Source organism: Kitasatospora sp. NPDC058478, from assembly GCF_042720345.1.
Lineage (GTDB): Bacteria > Actinomycetota > Actinomycetes > Streptomycetales > Streptomycetaceae > Kitasatospora.
The window spans coordinates 72,883-89,478 of sequence record NZ_JBHXML010000038.1 but is presented as its reverse complement, the minus strand read 5'-3'; the positions used below and the strand labels follow the sequence as shown (position 1 = coordinate 89,478).

Annotated in this window: 12 protein-coding genes; 5 read left to right on the top strand and 7 right to left on the bottom strand. The window is 71.6% G+C overall.

Translation table 11 applies throughout. From position 1 onward, the window contains the following. Positions 1 to 519 precede the first annotated feature (519 nt). Together ACFWPT_RS22195 and ACFWPT_RS22190 are read right to left on the bottom strand one after the other, a co-directional pair. Positions 520 to 2,700: a DEAD/DEAH box helicase gene (locus ACFWPT_RS22195; RefSeq protein WP_380483659.1), complete on the bottom strand. Its 2,181-nt coding sequence runs from the start codon at positions 2,698 to 2,700 to the stop codon at positions 520 to 522. A gap of 192 nt (positions 2,701 to 2,892) precedes the next feature. Beyond that, entirely contained in the window at positions 2,893 to 4,572 is a 1,680-nt protein-coding gene (locus ACFWPT_RS22190) for a DUF885 domain-containing protein (RefSeq protein ID WP_380483657.1), read from the bottom strand. Positions 4,573 to 5,015: 443 nt separating this feature from the next. On the opposite strand from ACFWPT_RS22190, the gene ACFWPT_RS22185 reads away from it, so the two are divergent. Together ACFWPT_RS22185 and ACFWPT_RS22180 are read left to right on the top strand one after the other, a co-directional pair. Beyond that, positions 5,016 to 6,143, top strand: coding sequence for an NADH:flavin oxidoreductase (locus tag ACFWPT_RS22185; RefSeq protein ID WP_380483655.1), 1,128 nt, complete (start codon positions 5,016 to 5,018; stop codon positions 6,141 to 6,143). 312 nt (positions 6,144 to 6,455) lie between these two features. Next, positions 6,456 to 7,481, top strand: coding sequence for an alcohol dehydrogenase catalytic domain-containing protein (locus tag ACFWPT_RS22180; protein ID WP_363377150.1), 1,026 nt, complete (start codon positions 6,456 to 6,458; stop codon positions 7,479 to 7,481). Between the two features lie 70 nt (positions 7,482 to 7,551). Here the strand turns inward: ACFWPT_RS22180 and ACFWPT_RS22175 are convergent, their stop codons facing one another. From ACFWPT_RS22175 to ACFWPT_RS22165, 3 genes are all read right to left on the bottom strand, one after another. Then, positions 7,552 to 10,209: a SpoIIE family protein phosphatase gene (locus tag ACFWPT_RS22175; protein WP_380483652.1), complete on the bottom strand. Its 2,658-nt coding sequence runs from the start codon at positions 10,207 to 10,209 to the stop codon at positions 7,552 to 7,554. Positions 10,210 to 10,537: 328 nt separating this feature from the next. Next, a complete protein-coding gene (locus tag ACFWPT_RS22170) occupies positions 10,538 to 11,521 on the bottom strand; it encodes an alpha/beta hydrolase (RefSeq protein WP_380483650.1) in 984 nt (327 codons plus the stop codon). 53 nt (positions 11,522 to 11,574) lie between these two features. Next, complete coding sequence (locus tag ACFWPT_RS22165) at positions 11,575 to 12,642, bottom strand: alcohol dehydrogenase catalytic domain-containing protein (protein WP_380483648.1); 1,068 nt, start codon at positions 12,640 to 12,642, stop codon at positions 11,575 to 11,577. A gap of 151 nt (positions 12,643 to 12,793) precedes the next feature. On the opposite strand from ACFWPT_RS22165, the gene ACFWPT_RS22160 reads away from it, so the two are divergent. Together ACFWPT_RS22160 and ACFWPT_RS22155 are read left to right on the top strand one after the other, a co-directional pair. Beyond that, positions 12,794 to 13,396, top strand: coding sequence for a CGNR zinc finger domain-containing protein (locus tag ACFWPT_RS22160; RefSeq protein ID WP_380371786.1), 603 nt, complete (start codon positions 12,794 to 12,796; stop codon positions 13,394 to 13,396). A gap of 3 nt (positions 13,397 to 13,399) precedes the next feature. Further along, positions 13,400 to 13,678: a DUF6896 domain-containing protein gene (locus ACFWPT_RS22155; RefSeq protein WP_380483661.1), complete on the top strand. Its 279-nt coding sequence runs from the start codon at positions 13,400 to 13,402 to the stop codon at positions 13,676 to 13,678. A gap of 196 nt (positions 13,679 to 13,874) precedes the next feature. Here ACFWPT_RS22155 and ACFWPT_RS22150 read toward each other — a convergent pair whose 3' ends face one another. Both ACFWPT_RS22150 and ACFWPT_RS22145 read right to left on the bottom strand, forming a co-directional pair. Further along, positions 13,875 to 14,366 (bottom strand): hypothetical protein, encoded by a 492-nt coding sequence (locus ACFWPT_RS22150; protein ID WP_380483646.1) that lies wholly within the window; start codon positions 14,364 to 14,366, stop codon positions 13,875 to 13,877. Between the two features lie 330 nt (positions 14,367 to 14,696). Continuing rightward, the gene (locus ACFWPT_RS22145; protein ID WP_380483644.1) at positions 14,697 to 16,037 is read right to left on the bottom strand and encodes a GH1 family beta-glucosidase; all 1,341 of its coding nucleotides are present in this window, start codon (positions 16,035 to 16,037) and stop codon (positions 14,697 to 14,699) included. Between the two features lie 210 nt (positions 16,038 to 16,247). Here ACFWPT_RS22145 and ACFWPT_RS22140 point away from each other — a divergent pair, with 210 nt between their 5' ends. Continuing rightward, the gene (locus ACFWPT_RS22140; protein ID WP_363377142.1) at positions 16,248 to 16,472 is read left to right on the top strand and encodes a hypothetical protein; all 225 of its coding nucleotides are present in this window, start codon (positions 16,248 to 16,250) and stop codon (positions 16,470 to 16,472) included. Positions 16,473 to 16,596: the final 124 nt, after the last annotated feature.

Sequence of the window (16,596 nt, the reverse complement as noted above, 5' to 3'; positions counted from 1 at the left end):
GTTGACTTTTGGCACGCTGTTGAGTTCTCAAGGAACGGACACTTCCTTCGGACCGCCTTCCAGCGGGCCCTCCGGGCGCTTCGTTCTTTCGTGTTCCCAGCTTACCAGATGTTTTCCGCTCCGTTTTCCGGCGCTTCGTTCATCCAACTCGCTGGTGTCTTCTGCGGCTTTATGCCCCGTCCGACGTTTCAAACTCTAGCCGACCCCTGCTCCGAAAAGCGAATCAGCCGCAATCCAATAAAACGAGCACGCCGAATAGGAACCAAGCCGCGACAAGACGCGACCCGGCCCGAACCAGGAGGTGGTGTTTCAAGAGGATTGGCCGCCCCGGGACCGTCCGCGCCGATGCGTGTCCGGTGCTCCCTGCCGAGCGACTGGGAGACAGTACCCCCTATTCAGTGCCCGAAACAAACGCCCAGCCCGGGACCGCGCAGGTCTACCCCTGCGAGCCCCTGCCAGCCGCCCCTGCCAGCCCCTCCCGACCCCTACCGACCCGCCACAACGCCCCCGGTCACAACGTCAGGTCGCAGCACCGTTGGCAGCCGTCCGGGCGAGGCGCAGTTGTTCCTCCTCCACGATCAGCGCGGCCAGCGACTGCTCCGAGACGTCGACCGCTTCAGGAGTCGATTCGGCCACGTCACTGCGGCGCGCGTAGTCGTCGAACAACTGGCTCTTCGCGCGAAGGATCTCCACCATCCGCTGGTCGACGCTGTCCACGGCCAGCAAGCGGTGCACCTGCACACGCCGGACCTGGCCCATGCGATGGGCTCTGGCTATCGCCTGGCTCTCCATGGTGGGCTTCACCTGGGGTTCACAGAGGATGACGACCGACGCCGCCTGGATGTTCAGTCCCACACCGCCGGCCTGGATCTGGCTCAGCAGCACCGCATGGCCCTGCACGGCGGCGAACTCGTCCACGACGTCCTGCCGTCGGACAGCGTCCAGGCCTCCGTCGATCGGGCCGAAAGCACGCTGCCCCAGAGCGTCCTGGACGACCCGCAGGACATCGCGGAAGAACGAGAAGACAACGACCTTCAACCCGTTCTCCGCAGCCTCGTCGACGACCTCCATCAGCCGCAGCAGCTTCGCCGACCCTTCCGGGTCCGCGTACGCGGCACGGCGCATGGCCATGAAGTTCCCCTCGGCGACCGCCGAGCGGTAGGCGACGAGATCGGACGCCGACAGTTCCTCCCATTCGTCGACATGAACGACGTCGGGGAGCTCCGTCAGGACGTCCCGCTGGTTGCGGCGCAGGTAGGCCGGTGCCACTGCCTTGCGAAACGACGTCGGCCCTGCGGCGGCCGAACTGCTGTGGATTCCGGGCAGAAGATCAGGCTGCAGATAGCGGACCAGGTTCCGGAACTCCTCCACCCGGTTCTCCATCGGGGTGCCGGTGAGGAACAGGACGCGGTCGACGCGGTCGGTCCACTCGGCCACCGCCTGCGAGCGCTTCGTGCTGTGGTTCTTGACGTAGTGGGCCTCGTCCACCACGACCATGCCGACCGTGACGTCCTCCGGGACCTCCAGGCGACGCAGTCCGTCGAAGGTCACGACGGCGACACCTCCGCTGCGGAGCCATTCGGTGCGCGCCGCTTCCCGCTCCTGGCCGTGGAATCGGAACGCCCTCAACGTGCTGCGCGACTCGATCTCCCTGATCCAGTTGATGAGGACGCTCGCCGGGCAGACGACGAGGAAGTGTGCGCTCCCGTGCGCCCGCAGATGCGCGAGCGCGGCAATCGCCTGGATCGTCTTCCCGAGGCCCATCTCATCGCCGATGATCACCCGCTTCTGGGCGAGGGCGAAGCGGGCACCGAACGCCTGGTAACCACGGAGCGGGACCGTGCACCGGGTGTCGTCCAGCGGCTCGGCCCGGACCCGGTCCGACAGGCTCTCCGGGAGGAAGCCCTCGGAGGCGGTGAGCCCGTCGGAGCCGGATCCGGCGAACTCGCCCAGGACGCCGTAGAACTCGGCCGAGCGGACTTCGAACTCCGCCCAGGCCTCGATGTCCGTGGCCAGTGGGCGGAGGAGGTCCACCGAGGCCTGGGCGAAGAGCATGGACGTTCCTCGGCCCTCCGCCTCCGCGAGCAGGGCGTCCAACCGGTCGACCGCGGCGAACGCCTCCTGCCGGCGCTGCCGCCCGGCGAACAGGCCTCTCACAACGCCCCGGGCCGGCTGGGCGGCGGCGATCAGGGCGGCGGCCTCGCCGGCGACACGCTCCGCCAGCTCCCTGGCCCGTCTCGCATCGGGCCCGGCGGCGACCAGCCGTTGGAGTGCGACGACCAGCGCGGTGCCCGCCGCGTCCTGGTGGTCGACGTCCAGCCGGATCGCCACGGCCTGCTCCGCTGCCCGAGCGATCTGCCCGGCGGCGGCGATGGCCTGGAGAGCGCTCTGGGCTCCGATTCCGGGCAGCAGTTGGAGCGTGTAGGGCGTGGCGTCCACCACCTGCCGCACGGTCCTGATCCCGGCGGCCTCCAGCGCGCCGACGCGCAGACGCCCCTCGGTGACGTCCTTCAGCCGGGCCACCGGAATGGCGTCCAGTTCGTCGCGGACCAGCTGGCCCCGCAGACCGGCCGCGGCCTGGCGCACGTGCTCGACAGCACCCTGGTGATCGTCGACGACCGCGCGGGCGACCGCATGGAGCCGCTCCCCGTCCGCCAGCACGACCTTGGGCTTCCGGACGGCGCGCTGCCTCTCTCCCACCTACGGCTCCTGTCCCGACTCGACCCTGCGGCACCCTCTCCGGGCGTCCACATGATTCCATCCAGGCACCGCCGACCGCCCCGGATTCCCGACCACACCCCCGGCGGCCCAGCGGCCCGGCGGAGTCTCCGGGCCGGGGGCGGCCGTACGTCCGTCTCGATCGACGGCGGTCACCCGGCCGTCAGCCGGCGGTCACAGCGCTGCCAGGGCTGCCTCCAGGTCGTCCAGGCCCAGGGAGCCCTGCCGCAGGGCCTTCATGTGCCAGTGCTTGAGGTCGAAGTCGGCGCCCAGCCGGCGGCGGGCCGCCTCGCGGCCGGCCAGCCAGGCGCGCTCGCCGAGTTTGTAGCCGATGGCCTGGCCGGGCCGGCCGAGGTAGCGGACGATCTCACTGTGCAGGTGGGCGGGCGCCAGACCGACGTAGTCGGCCATGAAGGCGGTGGCCAGCTCCGGGGTCCAGCGCTCGCCCGGGTGGAACGGGGAGCCCGCCGGAATGGCGCTCTCCAGGTGCATGCCGAGGTCGACGATGACGCGGGCGACGCGCATCATCTGCTTGCCGAGGTAGCCGAGGCGGCGTCCGGGATCGGTGAGGAAGCCGAGCTCGTCCATCAGCCGCTCCGCGTACAGGGCCCAGCCCTCCACGTTGGCGCTGATCTTGCCGAGGGTGACCTGGTAGCGGGACAGCTGCTCCGCCGCCGCGGTCCAGGAGGCGAGCTGCAGATGGTGCCCGGGGACACCCTCGTGGTACCAGGTGCTGACCAGGCGCCAGGTGCGGAACCGCTCCTGCGCGTCGCCGTTGGCCGGCGGGAGGAAGGTCCGGCCCGGGCGGGCGAAGTCGAGGCTCGGTCCGCTGTAGTAGGGCGCGGCGGCGCTGCCGGCCGGGGCGATCCTGGTCTCGACCCGGCGCAGCGGGCCGGTGATGTCGAAGTGGCGCCCGTCGAGTGCCTCGATCGCGTCGTCCGTGATCTGCTGCAGCCAGCCGCGCATCCGCTCGGCGCCGTGCACGGTGTGTCCGTGCTCGTCCAGGTGGGCCCGGGCTTCCTGGACGGTGGCGCCGGGCAGCACCCGTTCGGCCTCTGTGCGCAGCTCGGCCCAGACCCGGTGGAACTCCTCCCAGGCCCAGTCGTAGGTCTCGTCCAGGTCCAGGTCGGCGCCGGTGTACCGGCGGGCCCCGAGCAGGTAGCGCTCGCGGCCGACGGCGTCCGGCGTGCCTTCCGCAGCGGACCGGTAGCTGTCGCGGAGCCAGTCCCGGAACGCGGCCACGGCGGCGGTCGCCTCGTTCGCGGCGGTGTCCAGTTCGGGGCGGAGCCGCTGCGGCGCGGGGGCGACGAACTCGGCGAACCAGCCGGGGCCCCCGGCCGTCTCGCCGGTCCACGCGGTGAGCTGCGCGCACAGCACGTCGGCCTGGCGGGGCGCGGCGAGCAGTTTGCGGGCGACGCCCTCCGCCAGCGTGGCACGGTAACCGTCCAGCGCGGCGGGCAGGTTGCGCAGTCGGCCCAGGACCGGGGCCCAGTCGTCGTCGGTGGCGGTGGGCATCATCGTGAAGATGCCCCGGAGCTGGTGCACCGGTGTGTGCAGGTTCCGCACGGCGCGGAAGTTCTCGCCGGCCTCGTGCACCCGCACCTCGGCGTCGAGCCGCTCGCGCAGCAGCCGCGCGCACACGAGCTCCGCCGGATCCCCGTCGGGCCCGGCCTCGGGGACGGCGTCCAGACGCGCCAGCGCCTCCCGCGCGAGCCGGACCGTCTCCTCGACGCCGTCCGGCGACAGGTCGGGCATCCGGTCGTCGCCCGGAGCCAGGCCCAGGGACGTGGAGGTGACGGGATCGTGTGCGGCAACCCGGGCCACGTAGTCGTCGGCGATCTGTCGTGGAGTCATCGTCAGCTCCTTCGGTCGGCGATCGGTCGCGGTGCCAGGCGTAGGAGGCCTTCGGGGTGCGCCGCTGCGCCGCGAAGTCGCTACGCCGCGAAATCACTGCGCCACGAAGTCGCTGCGCCACGAAGTCACCGCGCCGCGAAGTCACCGCGCCACGAAGTCGACGTGGACGATTCCGGAGCGCCGGCGGAAGGCCTCAGGCCGTCGAACACGTCGTGATTGTAGCCAGGGCCCGCCCTCCCGCCCCTGACGGCCGCCAAGTCCACACCGCAGCAGACGGGTTGGGCCACGACCGGGCGCGACGAGCCGGCCGCCCCCTCCGGTGCGCAGTGGCGCTGATCACAGCAGGATTCGCGCAGTCGGCGAAATGCGGGGGCCTCCCAGGTTGTTTGCACAGGCAACCAATTCCGCCCCGGCGCACTCCACCGGTACCCACGAGGGATCCCATGACCGTCACCGAGCCCGCAGCCTCCCGCGCGGCCGAAATCCTGTCCCGGCCCGTCACGCTCAACGGGCTGACCGTTCCCAACCGCATCGCGATGGCGCCGATGACGCGCAGGTTCTCCCCGGGCGGCGTGCCCGGCGAGGACGTGCGCTCGTACTACGCCCGCCGGGCCGCCGCGGGCGTCGGCCTGATCATCACCGAGGGGACGTACGTCGGCCACGAGTCCGCCGGCCAGAGTGACGACATCCCGCGCTTCCACGGCGAGGAACAGCTGGCCGGGTGGGCCCGCGTCGCCGAGGACGTCCACGCGGCGGGCGGCACCATCGTGCCGCAGCTCTGGCACATCGGCATGGTGCGCCAGCAGGGCGACCCGCCGTTCGCCGACGCGCCCGCCGTCGGCCCGTCCGGGATCCGCCTGGACGGCACCGAGGGAACGGGCCGGGCGATGACCCGGACCGATCTGGACGCCGTCATCGGCGCGTTCGCCGAGGCCGCCGCGGCCGCCGAGCGGATCGGCTTCGACGGCGTCGAGCTGCACGGCGCCCACGGCTACCTGCTCGACCAGTTCCTGTGGGCGGGCACCAACCGCCGCACCGACGCCTACGGCGGCGACCCGGTGGCCCGGACGAAGTTCACGGCCGAGCTCGTCGCCGCGGTGCGAGCGGCCGTCTCCCCGGAATTCCCGGTGATCTTCCGCTACTCGCAGTGGAAGTCCGAGAACTACGAGGCCCGTCTCGCCGAGACCCCCGAGGAGCTGGAGGCGATCCTCACCCCGCTCGCCGAGGCCGGCGTCGACGCCTTCCACGCCTCGACCCGCCGCTACTGGGTCCCCGAGTTCGACGGCTCGGACCTCAACCTGGCGGGCTGGACCAAGAAGCTCACCGGCCGCCCCGCCATCACCGTCGGCTCGGTCGGCCTCGACGGCGACTTCGTCGGCGCCTTCAGGGGCGAGGGCTCCCCGGTCCAGGCCATCGACAACCTGCTCGACCGGCTGGAGCGCGACGAGTTCGACCTGGTCGCCGTCGGCCGCGCCCTCCTCCAGGACCCGCAGTGGGCCGCCAAGGTCCTCTCCGGCCGCCACGCCGACCTGCGCCCCTACGACGCCGACGCGCTCCGCACCCTCAGCTGACCACCACCCCCCGAGGACCCGGCCGCGCGGCGAGCACAGCGGGGCCGGGTCCCTTCGGACTCCCGCAGGACCGCTCCGACAGAACGAGGTGTCAACAAACTTGCGTGAGCGGTGATTTCGGACGAAGTCGACACGGACGAGGCCGTGACGCCGGTGGTGGCCCTCGGCCTGCTGCCCCCACTGCCCTGCGCAGTGGCCCGTACGGCCTTATGGTGAAGAAAGGCCCCCCGGATGGACCCCTGAGCAGCCTGCCGACGTACGGCGACGACTTCCCGGAGGAGCGCCGATCATCTTCCCGGAGGAGCGCTGATCATGAGTACCTATCGAGTGGCACAGGCGACCGCCCCGGGCGGTGCGCTCCACCCGGCCGAGCGAGAGGTGCCGCAGCCAGGACCCGGCCACGTGAGGATCGCCGTGGAGGCGTGCGGCGTCTGCCACTCCGACACACTCTTCGTGAACGCCGCGCTACCGGGCGTGTCGTTCCCCGTGGTGCCCGGACACGAGATCGCCGGGCACATCGAGGAGTTCGGCGAGGGCACTCGGGACCGTGGATGGCAGATCGGCGACCGGGTGGCGGTCGGCTGGTTCGGCGGCAGCTGCGGCCACTGCAAACCGTGCCGCCAGGGCGACTTCATCGTGTGCCGGAACCTGAAGGTCCCGGGATGGACGTATGACGGGGGCTTCGCCGAGAAGGTGATCGCGCCCGCCGACGCACTGGCCCGGATCCCCGACGAACTGGCGGCGGGCGACGCCGGGCCGATGGCCTGCGCGGGCGTGACCACGTACAACGGGCTGCGGCGCAGCACCGCCCGGCCCGGCGATCTGGTCGCGGTGCTCGGGCTCGGCGGGCTCGGGCACCTCGGGGTTCAGTACGCGGTCGCGATGGGCTTCGAGACGGTGGCGATCGCCCGGGGAGCCGAGAAGGCCGGCTTCGCCGAGCAACTGGGCGCCCACCACTACGTCGACAGCACCGCCGGCACCCCGGTCGCCGAGGCGCTGCAGTCCTTCGGCGGCGCCAGGGCCGTGCTGGCCACTGCCGGGAACTCCGAGGCCATCGCGTCCACCCTGGACGGGCTGGCCCCCCGCGGGGAGCTGGTGGTGATCGGGGCGGACGCCGCTCCGATGGCGATCAGTCCGGCCGGACTGCTCATGGGTGCCAACGTCGTCCGGGGCCATCCGTCCGGCACCGCGCAGGACGTGGAGGACACGATGGCGTTCAGCGCCCTGCACGGCATCCGCCCGATGACCGAGACCGTGCCGCTGGACCACGCCGAGGAGGCGTACCAGAAGATGCTCGCCGGGAAGGCCCGCTTCCGGATGGTGCTCACCACCGGCTGACCCGGATCGACCACCACGGGCCTACCCAGGCTACTCGAGTACGGGCCTGCCGAGCATGGGCTTTCCCCGGCTACTCGAGCATCGGCCAGGCCATCGAGGCACTCGGCTGCAGCGACTGCTCGGCCCAGATGATCTTGCCCCAGGGGGTGTAGCGCACGCCCCAGCGCTCGGCGAGCCGGGCGACGAGGAACAGGCCGCGGCCGCCCTCGTCCTCGGCGGCCGCGTAGCGCAGGTGCGGGGCGGTGCTGCTGGTGTCGGCGACCTCGCAGATCAGCGTGCGGTCGTACAGCAGCCGCACCTTGATCGGTTCGGTCCCGTGGCGAATGGCATTGGTCACCAGCTCGCTGAGCACCAGCTCGGTGACGAACACGGCCTCCTCAAGGCCCCACTCGGTGAGCTGTCGGGTCGCCTCGGCCCGCGCCCGGCCCACGGCCTCGGGGGTCGCGGCCACTTCCCACTCGCTGGTCCGATCGGGTGCCAGCACCTGGGTGCGAGCGACGAGCAGGGCGATGTCGTCGGTCTGGCGGACGGGCAGCAGGGCGTCGAGCACGGCGTCGCAGACCTCCTGGGGCGACCGGTCGGCGCGGCCCAGGGTGGCGGTGAGGACGTCCAGGCCGACACCGATGTCGCGGGTGCGGTCCTCGATGAGGCCGTCGGTGTAGAGGACCAGGTTGCTGCCCTGGGGCACCCGTACCTCCGTGGCCTCGAAGGGCATCCCGCCCAGGCCGAGCGGCGGACCGGCGGGAAGGCTGAGGACCTCCACCGTGCCGTCCGGGTGGACGAGGGCGGGCGGCGGGTGGCCCGCCCGGGCCAGGGCGCAGGTGGCGGTGGTGGGGTCGTAGATGGCGTAGAGGCAGGTGGCGCCGGTGATCGCGAGCTCGCCCTCGGCTGCCGCCGTCTCCTGGTCGATGTGGGCGACCAGTTCGTCCAGGTGCCCGAGGAGCTCGTCCGGCGGCAGGTCGAGGGTGGAGAAGTTCTGGACCGCGGTGCGCAGGCGGCCCATGGTCGCGGCCGCGTGCAGGCCGTGGCCGACCACGTCCCCGACGACGAGCGCGACCCGGGTGCCCGACAACGGGATGACGTCGAACCAGTCGCCGCCGACCCCCGCCTGGGCGGGGAGGTAGCGGTAGGCGATGTCGAGGGCGCTCTGCTCGGGCAGCGCGCGCGGCAACAGGCTGTGCTGAAGGGTGACGGCCATCATGTGCTCGCGCGTGTAGCGGCGGGCGTTGTCGATGGACACGGCGGCCCGGGCGGCCAGCTCCTCGGCCAGGGACAGGTCCTCCTCCTCGAAGGGACCTCTGTCACGGCTGCGCCAGAAGCAGGCGATGCCCATCAGCACACCCCGCGCCGACAGCGGAACGGCGATCAGCGATGCCAGGCCGAACTCCAGCACCGCCTGCGTACGCTCGGTGTCCTGCATGCGCCAGCCGGCGTCGGTCGCCAGCTCGGTGACCAGCGTGGGACGCCCCCCGACGAAACCCGCCGCCTGCGGGGTGCCCCGGTCCCACCTGACCAGCTCCCCTCGGGGGTACAGCGGCGAATCGTCCCGGGCGCCCGCGAGCGCCACCCGCTGCAGCTCCACCGGGGCATCGACCACCAGCACCCGTGGTTCCTCGCCGTCCAGGACCGCTTCGGCGAGGTCGACAGTGGCGTAGTCGCAGAATTCGTGGGCGGCCGTCCGGACGAGCTCCTCCGCGGTGCGCCGGACGTCCAGGGTCGTGCCGATGGCCAGGCTCGCTTCGTACAGCAGCCTGAGCCGGCTGCGGGCGACCTCCGCCCTCCCCGCGAGGGCGCGCAGTTCGGTGGAGTCGCGCAGGGTGGTGACGCTGCCCGACGGGCCTCCCCCGCTGTCGGTGGGGCGGCTGTTGACGGCCAGCAGGCGGTCTCCGACGGGGAGCACCTCGTCGGTGACCGCACGGTCGGAGAGCAGCAGTTCGGCCGTGCGGGGGGCGAGGCCGAGGTCGGCGACGGTACGCCCCTCCACATCGGGGGGCAGGTCGAGCAGGCGGCGCGCCTCGTCGTTGGCGAGCAGGACCCGGCCGTCGCCGCTGACGATGGCCACGCCCTCGCGCACCGCGTGCAGCACCGCGTCGTGGTGCTCGTACATCCGGGTCATCTCTTCCGGCCCCAGGCCGCGCGTCTGCCGCAGCAGACGCCTGCCCACCAGCGCCGTGCCGGCCGTGGCCAGGCCCAGCGCCAAGGCGCCGACGCCCAGGACGACCGGCAGCTGGCGGTTGAACGCGCTGCTCACGTTGGAGACCTTCATCCCGGACGAGACGATGCCCACGACCGCCCCGTGGGAGTCCTCCACCGGGACGACCACCTGGTACTCGGAGCCGAGCGGGCCGTTCACGTCCTCGACGGTGACCTGGCCGTGCAGCGACGGCCCGATGGTGCCGATGAACATCTTGCCGATCAGCTCCGGATCGGGGTGGGTGTAGCGGATGCCGTTGCGGTCGGTCACCACGATGAAGTCGACCCCGGCAGCCGTGCGGGCCGCTTCGGTCAGCGGCTGGAGCACCGCGCTGGGGTCGGGGCCCTGCATCGTCGCCACCAAACCGGGACCGTGGGCGAACGCCTGGGCCGCGGCGAGCGTGCGGCCGCGCGCCGCTTCGAACCGGTCGCTGCGGGACTGGACCAGCAGCACGACGACGGCCGTCACCACGAGCAACAGCACGATCAGCACCTGCAGGACGAACATCTGACCGGCGACACTCCGGATGCTCATCACCGACCACAGGCGATGCGCCGACTGCTCCCGCGGGGCTGAGCGTGGGTGTCGCCGCTCACGACGGCTACCCGATCGACGCAGGGGCAGCCAGGAGGAGCGGCCCGTGTCTCTGGCCATACACCCATGATCCACCGCACCCCGGTCACGAGCGGGCCACACTACGCTGATGGGGGCGAAGCGCAGGTGGCAGCGTGTCCCGCCGCAGCACCGAACGGCTCACCCGCCCCGGGACCGGCCGGCCGGCCCTCACCGTTCCTCTCCTCTCTCTCCTCCCGTCTTGTCTCGTCTCGTCTCCTCCACGACCGAACAGTCCTCGGCGCGGATGTCAGGCGGAGGACGGGGAGGTGTGGAACTGGCGGGTGAGGTAGTTGGACCAGGTCTGGTGGAAGGTGGTGGCGAGCCGGGAGTGGGGGGCGATGAGGTCGAAGGCGTGGTAGGCGCCGGGGTAGAGGTGGAATTCGACCGGGACGCCGTGGGCCCGCAGGCGGGTGGCGTAGTCGAGGTTCTCGTCGCGGAAGCAGTCGAGGTCGCCGACGGTGATGAAGGTGGGCGGCAGGGCGCTGAGGTCGGTGGTGCGGGAGGGGGCGGAGTAGGGGCAGACGTCGTCGGTGCCGGCGCGGTCGCCCAGGATCGCCTGCCAGGCGAGGAGGTTGGTCGAGCGGTCCCAGATGCCGATGTCGGTGATCTCGTGGCTCGATGCGGTGCGGTTGCGGTCGTCGAGCATCGGATACGTGAGTGATTGGAACAGGGGTGTCACGCCACCGCGGTCGCGGATCAGGAGGGTCGTGGCCGCCGCGACGCCTCCGCCGCCGCTCTGGCCCGCGATGCCGATGCGGGCGCCGTCCAGGCCCAGCGCGTCCGCCTCGCGGCCGAGCCACTGGTAGGCGGTGAAGCCGTCCTCGGCGGCGCCGGGAGCGGGTGTCTCGGGGGCGAGCCGGTAGTCGACCACGGCGACGGCGCAGCCGAGGCTCGCGCCCAGCCGGGTGAGCCACGGGTCGTCCTGGGCGGCGAAGCCGAGGACCTGTCCGCCACCGTGGAACCAGAGCAGGACCGGCAGAGGTCCGGGCGCTCCGGTGGGGCGCAGAAGGCGGATCGGTACGTCGGGGCCGTCCGTTCGGCGCGCGAGGTGCGTCTCGATGGTGACCGACGGGTCGCCGGGCTGGGAGTCGGCGGCGGCCTCGGCCTGGGCGCGGAACGCCGCGCGCGTTGCGGCGAGGTCCGTCAGGTCGAACGCGCCGTTGGGGGTCATGGGGACCGCGTCGAGGGCCAGGCTCAGTTCCTGGTCCATCAGTTGACGGGATGCGGGCATGGCCGTTCCTGCTTTCGGGGGGAGGTGTTTCGAGGGGGTCGGGGGGAGACGCTTCAGGGGCGGAACGAGTCGATGACGACCACACCGGTGGGTCCGTACGTCTCCAGGGACTCCAGGACCTCGCTCGCCTCGTGGAGGCCGACGGTGCGCGAGACGATGCGGCCGGGGTCGAGGCGGCCGGCGGCGATCATGTTCAGCATCGTGCCGAAGCGCTGGCCCTGCATGCCGAAGGCGCTCAGGAACTCCAGCTCCTTGACCATCATGACGTCGACCGGCAGCGCGACGTCCCCCTGTTCCGCAGCGGTGGTGTGTCCGAGCTGCAGGTGGCGGCCGCGGGTGCGCAGGGAGAGGACGGAGTTGCGGCAGGCGGCGGCGATGCCCACGGCGTCGACCGACACGTGGGCACCGCCGCCGGTGAGGGTCTTCACCGCTTCGGCGGGGTCATCGGTCGCCGCGTTGACGGTGTGGACGGCGCCGAGTGCGCGGGCGGCGTCCAGCTTGTCGTCCGTGATGTCGATCGCGATGACGTTGGCGCCCGTCGCCGCGGCGATCTCGACCGTCGACAGCCCCATGCCGCCCCCGGCGCCGTACACCGCGACCCATTCGCCGCCGCGGACCTTCGCCTGGTCGACGACGCCGTGGAAGGCGGTCATGTAGCGGCAGGCCAGCGCGGCGACGTCCACGAAGCCGACGCCCTCCGGCACTTCGACCAGGTTGACGTCGGCGAAGCGGACCATGACGTACTCGGCGAAGGCGCCCCAGTAGGACACCCCGGGTACGAGCGAGTCCACGTGCTCGCAGACGTGCTGATTGCCGCTGCGGCACATCTCGCACGCGCCCTCGCCGGGGTTCATCGGGAAGATGACGCGGTCGCCCTCCTTCCACCCCCGTACCTCGCGGCCGACCTCCACGACGGTGCCGGCGAACTCGTGGCCGAGGACGAACGGGGCCTCGACACGCGGCCCGCCCGTCCAGAACTCCCCGGCCCACAGGGCCCAGTCGGTCCGGCAGATCCCGTTCGCCCCGACGCGCACGATCGCGCCGTCCGGCGGGCAGGAGGGATCGGGCACGTCGCGGATGACGAGCGGCTTGTGGAGTTCCTCGATGACTGCGGCGCGCATGGCGCGGCCTCCTCGTGCTGAAGGGCGTTGGCGGGAGTTGAGGGGAGTCGACGGGAGCGGGGAGCAACCGCCTGAAGTCCACCGGTTCAAGTGGTGGACTTTGAAGCTAGCCGCTTGCCCGGAACCATGTCAACCGCATAAAGTGGTGGACATGGACGACAGCCGCGAGGGGCGCCAGCGCGCCAAGGCCGACTTCCGCTTCGACGACGCGCGGCTGTGCTTCGCCTTCGCCGGCACCCTGGCCGACCGCGGCGCGGACACGCCCTTCGAACGGCTCGCCCGGCCCGAGGACTTGAGCCGCTGGGCCGTCGAAAGCGACTGCACGACAGCGCCGCCGCCCTGCACCGAGGCCGACCTCGGCCGCGCCAGGCAGCTGCGTGAGGCGATCCAGCGGACCGGCCGCGCCCTGGCGGACGCCACGCCGCCCTCGCCCGAGGACATCGCGCTCGTCAACCGCGCCGCCGCCGAGCCCCCCTCGACACCCGAACTCGCCCCCGACGCGACCACCGTGCGCTGGCACGGCGACGCACTCGCGGCAGTGCTCTCGATGGTCGCCCGGGATCTGATCGCCCTCTGCGCATCGGAACACCGCACCCGCGTCCGCATCTGCGGGAACCCCGACTGCGGCGCCCCCTTCGTCGACACCTCCCGCGCGGGCGCCCGCCGCTGGTGCTCGATGAAGACCTGCGGCGCCCTCGTCAAAAAACGCGCCTACCGGGCCAGGCAACAGACACCCGCCGACGGCGCCCGGTAGCGCATCGCCGCGCGCGGCGAAATCGGCACCTACTCCTACCAGGTCCACGGAGCAGGCTGCCTCTTCATCAGCGACAACGGCACCGAGATCGACGTGGACTTCGCAGCCGACGGCAGGGAGATCTTCGATCTCTGGCGGCTGCGCCGCTATGGCCGGAGTTTGCCCGCGCCTCACGACCCCACGGAGCAGGACCTGCGGTCCGCAGTGGAGTGGCTGAAGCCACCGCTGGTCGAGGTGCGGCCAGGGTGGTTCAGCGTGGCCGAGGTCAAGACTTCAGCGTGAGACCGGCGCGGTCGACTACGAGCCCGCCATTCAGCGACTGATCACGAGGTCGTAGGTCGCGGGGTCACGAACCCCCATGCTCGCGATTGCTTCGGATTCCTGGGGTATCGCTCTCACTACTGGCTCGTTCTGAGTAGGTGTTCGGGCCGCGGTACACGCGGACGGATCATGCGGCCGACCGCGCTGACGTCGAGAGTCAGGAGGGCCCGGTCTCTTCTGTCCCCGCCATCCCGCTCGCCTCTGCGATTCCCTCGACCGTCGCGCGGTCGCTCGCCCGCCGGCCCTCAGCGGCGTCAAGCCGGTCGCGCATTTCCCGCAGTCGGGCCGGGTCGGAGGCGACCTCCAGCGGTACGAGCGACATGACCTCCTTGGCCCACTCCCCGTCGCCGAGGTCGGCCACCACACGGTCGGCGCGGTCCTCGTGTCCGGGTGTCAGGGCGCCGATCAGGCCGAGGAGAACGAGCAGTTCGCGCTGCACCGCAGGTGTGAACAGCTCCCGCTCCTCGTCGTCCAGCTTCACCGCGATCCGCCCACCGCCGAGCTCGGCATAGCCGCGCAGGACGTCCATCAGAAGCTTGAACTGCCGCTCGGGCATCAGGACCTGGAGCGACTCGACGTAGAGCTTCAGTCGCAGCGCCGGCAGTTCCGAGGGGTTCGCATCGCCGTCCTCGTGCTCGTTGTCCGCCATCCGGGCCCTCCCTGGTGTGTCGGTCGACCGGCATCCTCACCGTTCGTAGTCACCCGATGGCACGGGTGGTGAGGACAAGTGACGGCGCGCGGAGGCGGGCGGAGTTCCCATTGCCGTCAAGGATCAGACGATACTCGGAGCCGGGACGGGCGCGATCGACGGGCCGGGGGCCGCGGCGGCCCCCGGCCGAACCGCTGGCGAAGACCGTCCGACCTATCGGACACCCTGTCATCACCGCCGAGCGCAGGGTACTCGGCTACGGGTTCGCATTTCGCCAGTCGCTTCCTTCCCAGTCGCGATCCTGACTCGCACCCCTCGCGCAGCTCGCAACTAACGTCCAAATTTCGCATGATGACTGGCAATCAGATCGCGGTACCAAGTGTAGGAGGCCTTCGGGGTGCGCTTCTGCGTCGCGAAGTCGACGTGGATGAGGCCGAAGCGCTGGTGGTAGCCCTCGGCCCACTCGTAGTTGTCGAGGAGGGACCAGGTGTAGTAGCCGCGGATGTCGATGCCTTCGGCGGTGGCGGCGGCGAGGGCGTCGAGGTGGGCGGACATGAAGTCGATGCGGGGTTGGTCGGGGGTGGTGGACTCGGTGACGGAGCAGCCGTTTTCGGTGATGGTGATGGGTGGGAGGGCCTTGCCGTAGGTGTCGCGGAGGTGAAGAAGGAGGGCGGTGAGGGCGTCGGGGACGACGGGCCAGCCGAAGGCGGTGTGGGGGACGTCGGGGATGTCGACGAGGGTGAAGGGGAGGCCCGGTTCGGTGGGGGCGGCGATGCGGGTGGGGTTGTAGAAGTTGAGGCCGAGGCCGTCGAGGCCGGGGGTGTGGATGAGGTCGGTGTCGCCGGGGTGGAGGGCGCCGTAGAGGTCGTCGGGGACGCCGAGGGCGGAGAGGTCGGGGTAGTGGCCGAGGAGGACGGGGTCGGTGAACAGGCGGTTGTGCAGGGCGTCGTAGGCCTCGGCGGCAGCCGTGTCGGCGGGCGAGGCGGAGGCCGGCTCGACCGGGGTGAGGTTGTTGGAGAGCATCACCTCCAGGCCGCGGTCGTGGAGCAGGGACGCGGCCAGGCCGTGGGCGAGGAGTTGGTGGTGGGCGGCCGGGAGGGCCTCCAGCATCAGGGTGCGGCCGGGGGCGTGGGTGCCGAGGGCGTAGCCGAAGACGGTGTGGACGAAGGGCTCGTTGAGGGTGATCCAGGCGGGGACGCGGTCGCCGAGGCGGTCGGCCACGACGGTGGCGTACTCGGCGAAGCGGTAGGCGGTGTCGCGGTTCAGCCAGCCGCCGTTGTCTTCCAGGGCCTGCGGGAGGTCCCAGTGGAAGAGGGTGGGGAGCGGGGTGATGCCGGCGTCAAGGAGGGCGTCCACCAGGCGGTCGTAGAAGGCGAGTCCGGCGGGGTTGACGGTGCTCGCGCCGGTGGGGAGCACGCGGGGCCAGGAGATGGAGAAGCGGTAGCCGTCCAGCCCGAGGTCCTTCATCAGCGCGATGTCCTCGGGGTACCGGTGGTAGTGGTCGCAGGCCGTCGCGCCCGTGTGGCCGTCGCGGACGGCGCCGGGGCGGGCGGCGAAGACGTCCCAGACGGAGGGCCCGCGGCCGTCCTCCGCCACCGCCCCCTCGATCTGGTAGGCGGCGGTGGCGGCGCCCCAGCGGAACCCCGTCGGCAGGTCGTAGCGGTCCGGCATGACTGCCTCCTGACGTGAACGTGAGGGGAACTCATGTTACTGGCGCGACACCGAAACGCCAGGGGCAACCAGCCACCACCACAAGGGAACAGCCGCCACCCGCACGCCCCGACCGTCCGCGCGCCATCCCACCGGGCCCCGTCCGGTGGCCGACCGCCGGGGAGGGGGGTTGCATGGGGTGACCGGGCCCCAGCGATTCGGGAGGCTACCGTGTACGAGATGTGGGCCGAGCACGACCCGGCGGTGTCACCGCCGGCCGTGGTGTGGCACGTGGTGACGAAGAACGACTCGTCGACGTCCCTGTGCGGACGCTTCCTCGAACCCGCCCAGCGCGTCGCGCCGGCTGCGGGCGTCGAGGAGTCGGCGGGCCCGGACCGTTACTGCGATCCATGCCTGATCACCGTTCGCGAGGCCATGGCCGCGGCGGCTCGGTGACCGAAGCCGTCAGGTCGCCCTGGGGTCCACCTGAAGACGGACCCCAGGTCCGTCCGACCGATCTTGGTGGGACAGGACCTGGGCGTTCGAGGGCGGCTTCGACGGCAACGGCGTGAACAGGATT

Coding starts and splice junctions, on each gene's coding strand:
- ACFWPT_RS22160 (WP_380371786.1), top strand. CDS start 12,794: ATGGACGACAGCCGCGAGGGGCGCCAGCGCGCCAAGGCCGACTTCCGC.
- ACFWPT_RS22150 (WP_380483646.1), bottom strand. CDS start 14,366: ATGGCGGACAACGAGCACGAGGACGGCGATGCGAACCCCTCGGAACTG.
- ACFWPT_RS22175 (WP_380483652.1), bottom strand. CDS start 10,209: ATGAGCATCCGGAGTGTCGCCGGTCAGATGTTCGTCCTGCAGGTGCTG.
- ACFWPT_RS22145 (WP_380483644.1), bottom strand. CDS start 16,037: ATGCCGGACCGCTACGACCTGCCGACGGGGTTCCGCTGGGGCGCCGCC.
- ACFWPT_RS22165 (WP_380483648.1), bottom strand. CDS start 12,642: ATGCGCGCCGCAGTCATCGAGGAACTCCACAAGCCGCTCGTCATCCGC.
- ACFWPT_RS22180 (WP_363377150.1), top strand. CDS start 6,456: ATGAGTACCTATCGAGTGGCACAGGCGACCGCCCCGGGCGGTGCGCTC.
- ACFWPT_RS22170 (WP_380483650.1), bottom strand. CDS start 11,521: ATGCCCGCATCCCGTCAACTGATGGACCAGGAACTGAGCCTGGCCCTC.
- ACFWPT_RS22190 (WP_380483657.1), bottom strand. CDS start 4,572: ATGACTCCACGACAGATCGCCGACGACTACGTGGCCCGGGTTGCCGCA.
- ACFWPT_RS22185 (WP_380483655.1), top strand. CDS start 5,016: ATGACCGTCACCGAGCCCGCAGCCTCCCGCGCGGCCGAAATCCTGTCC.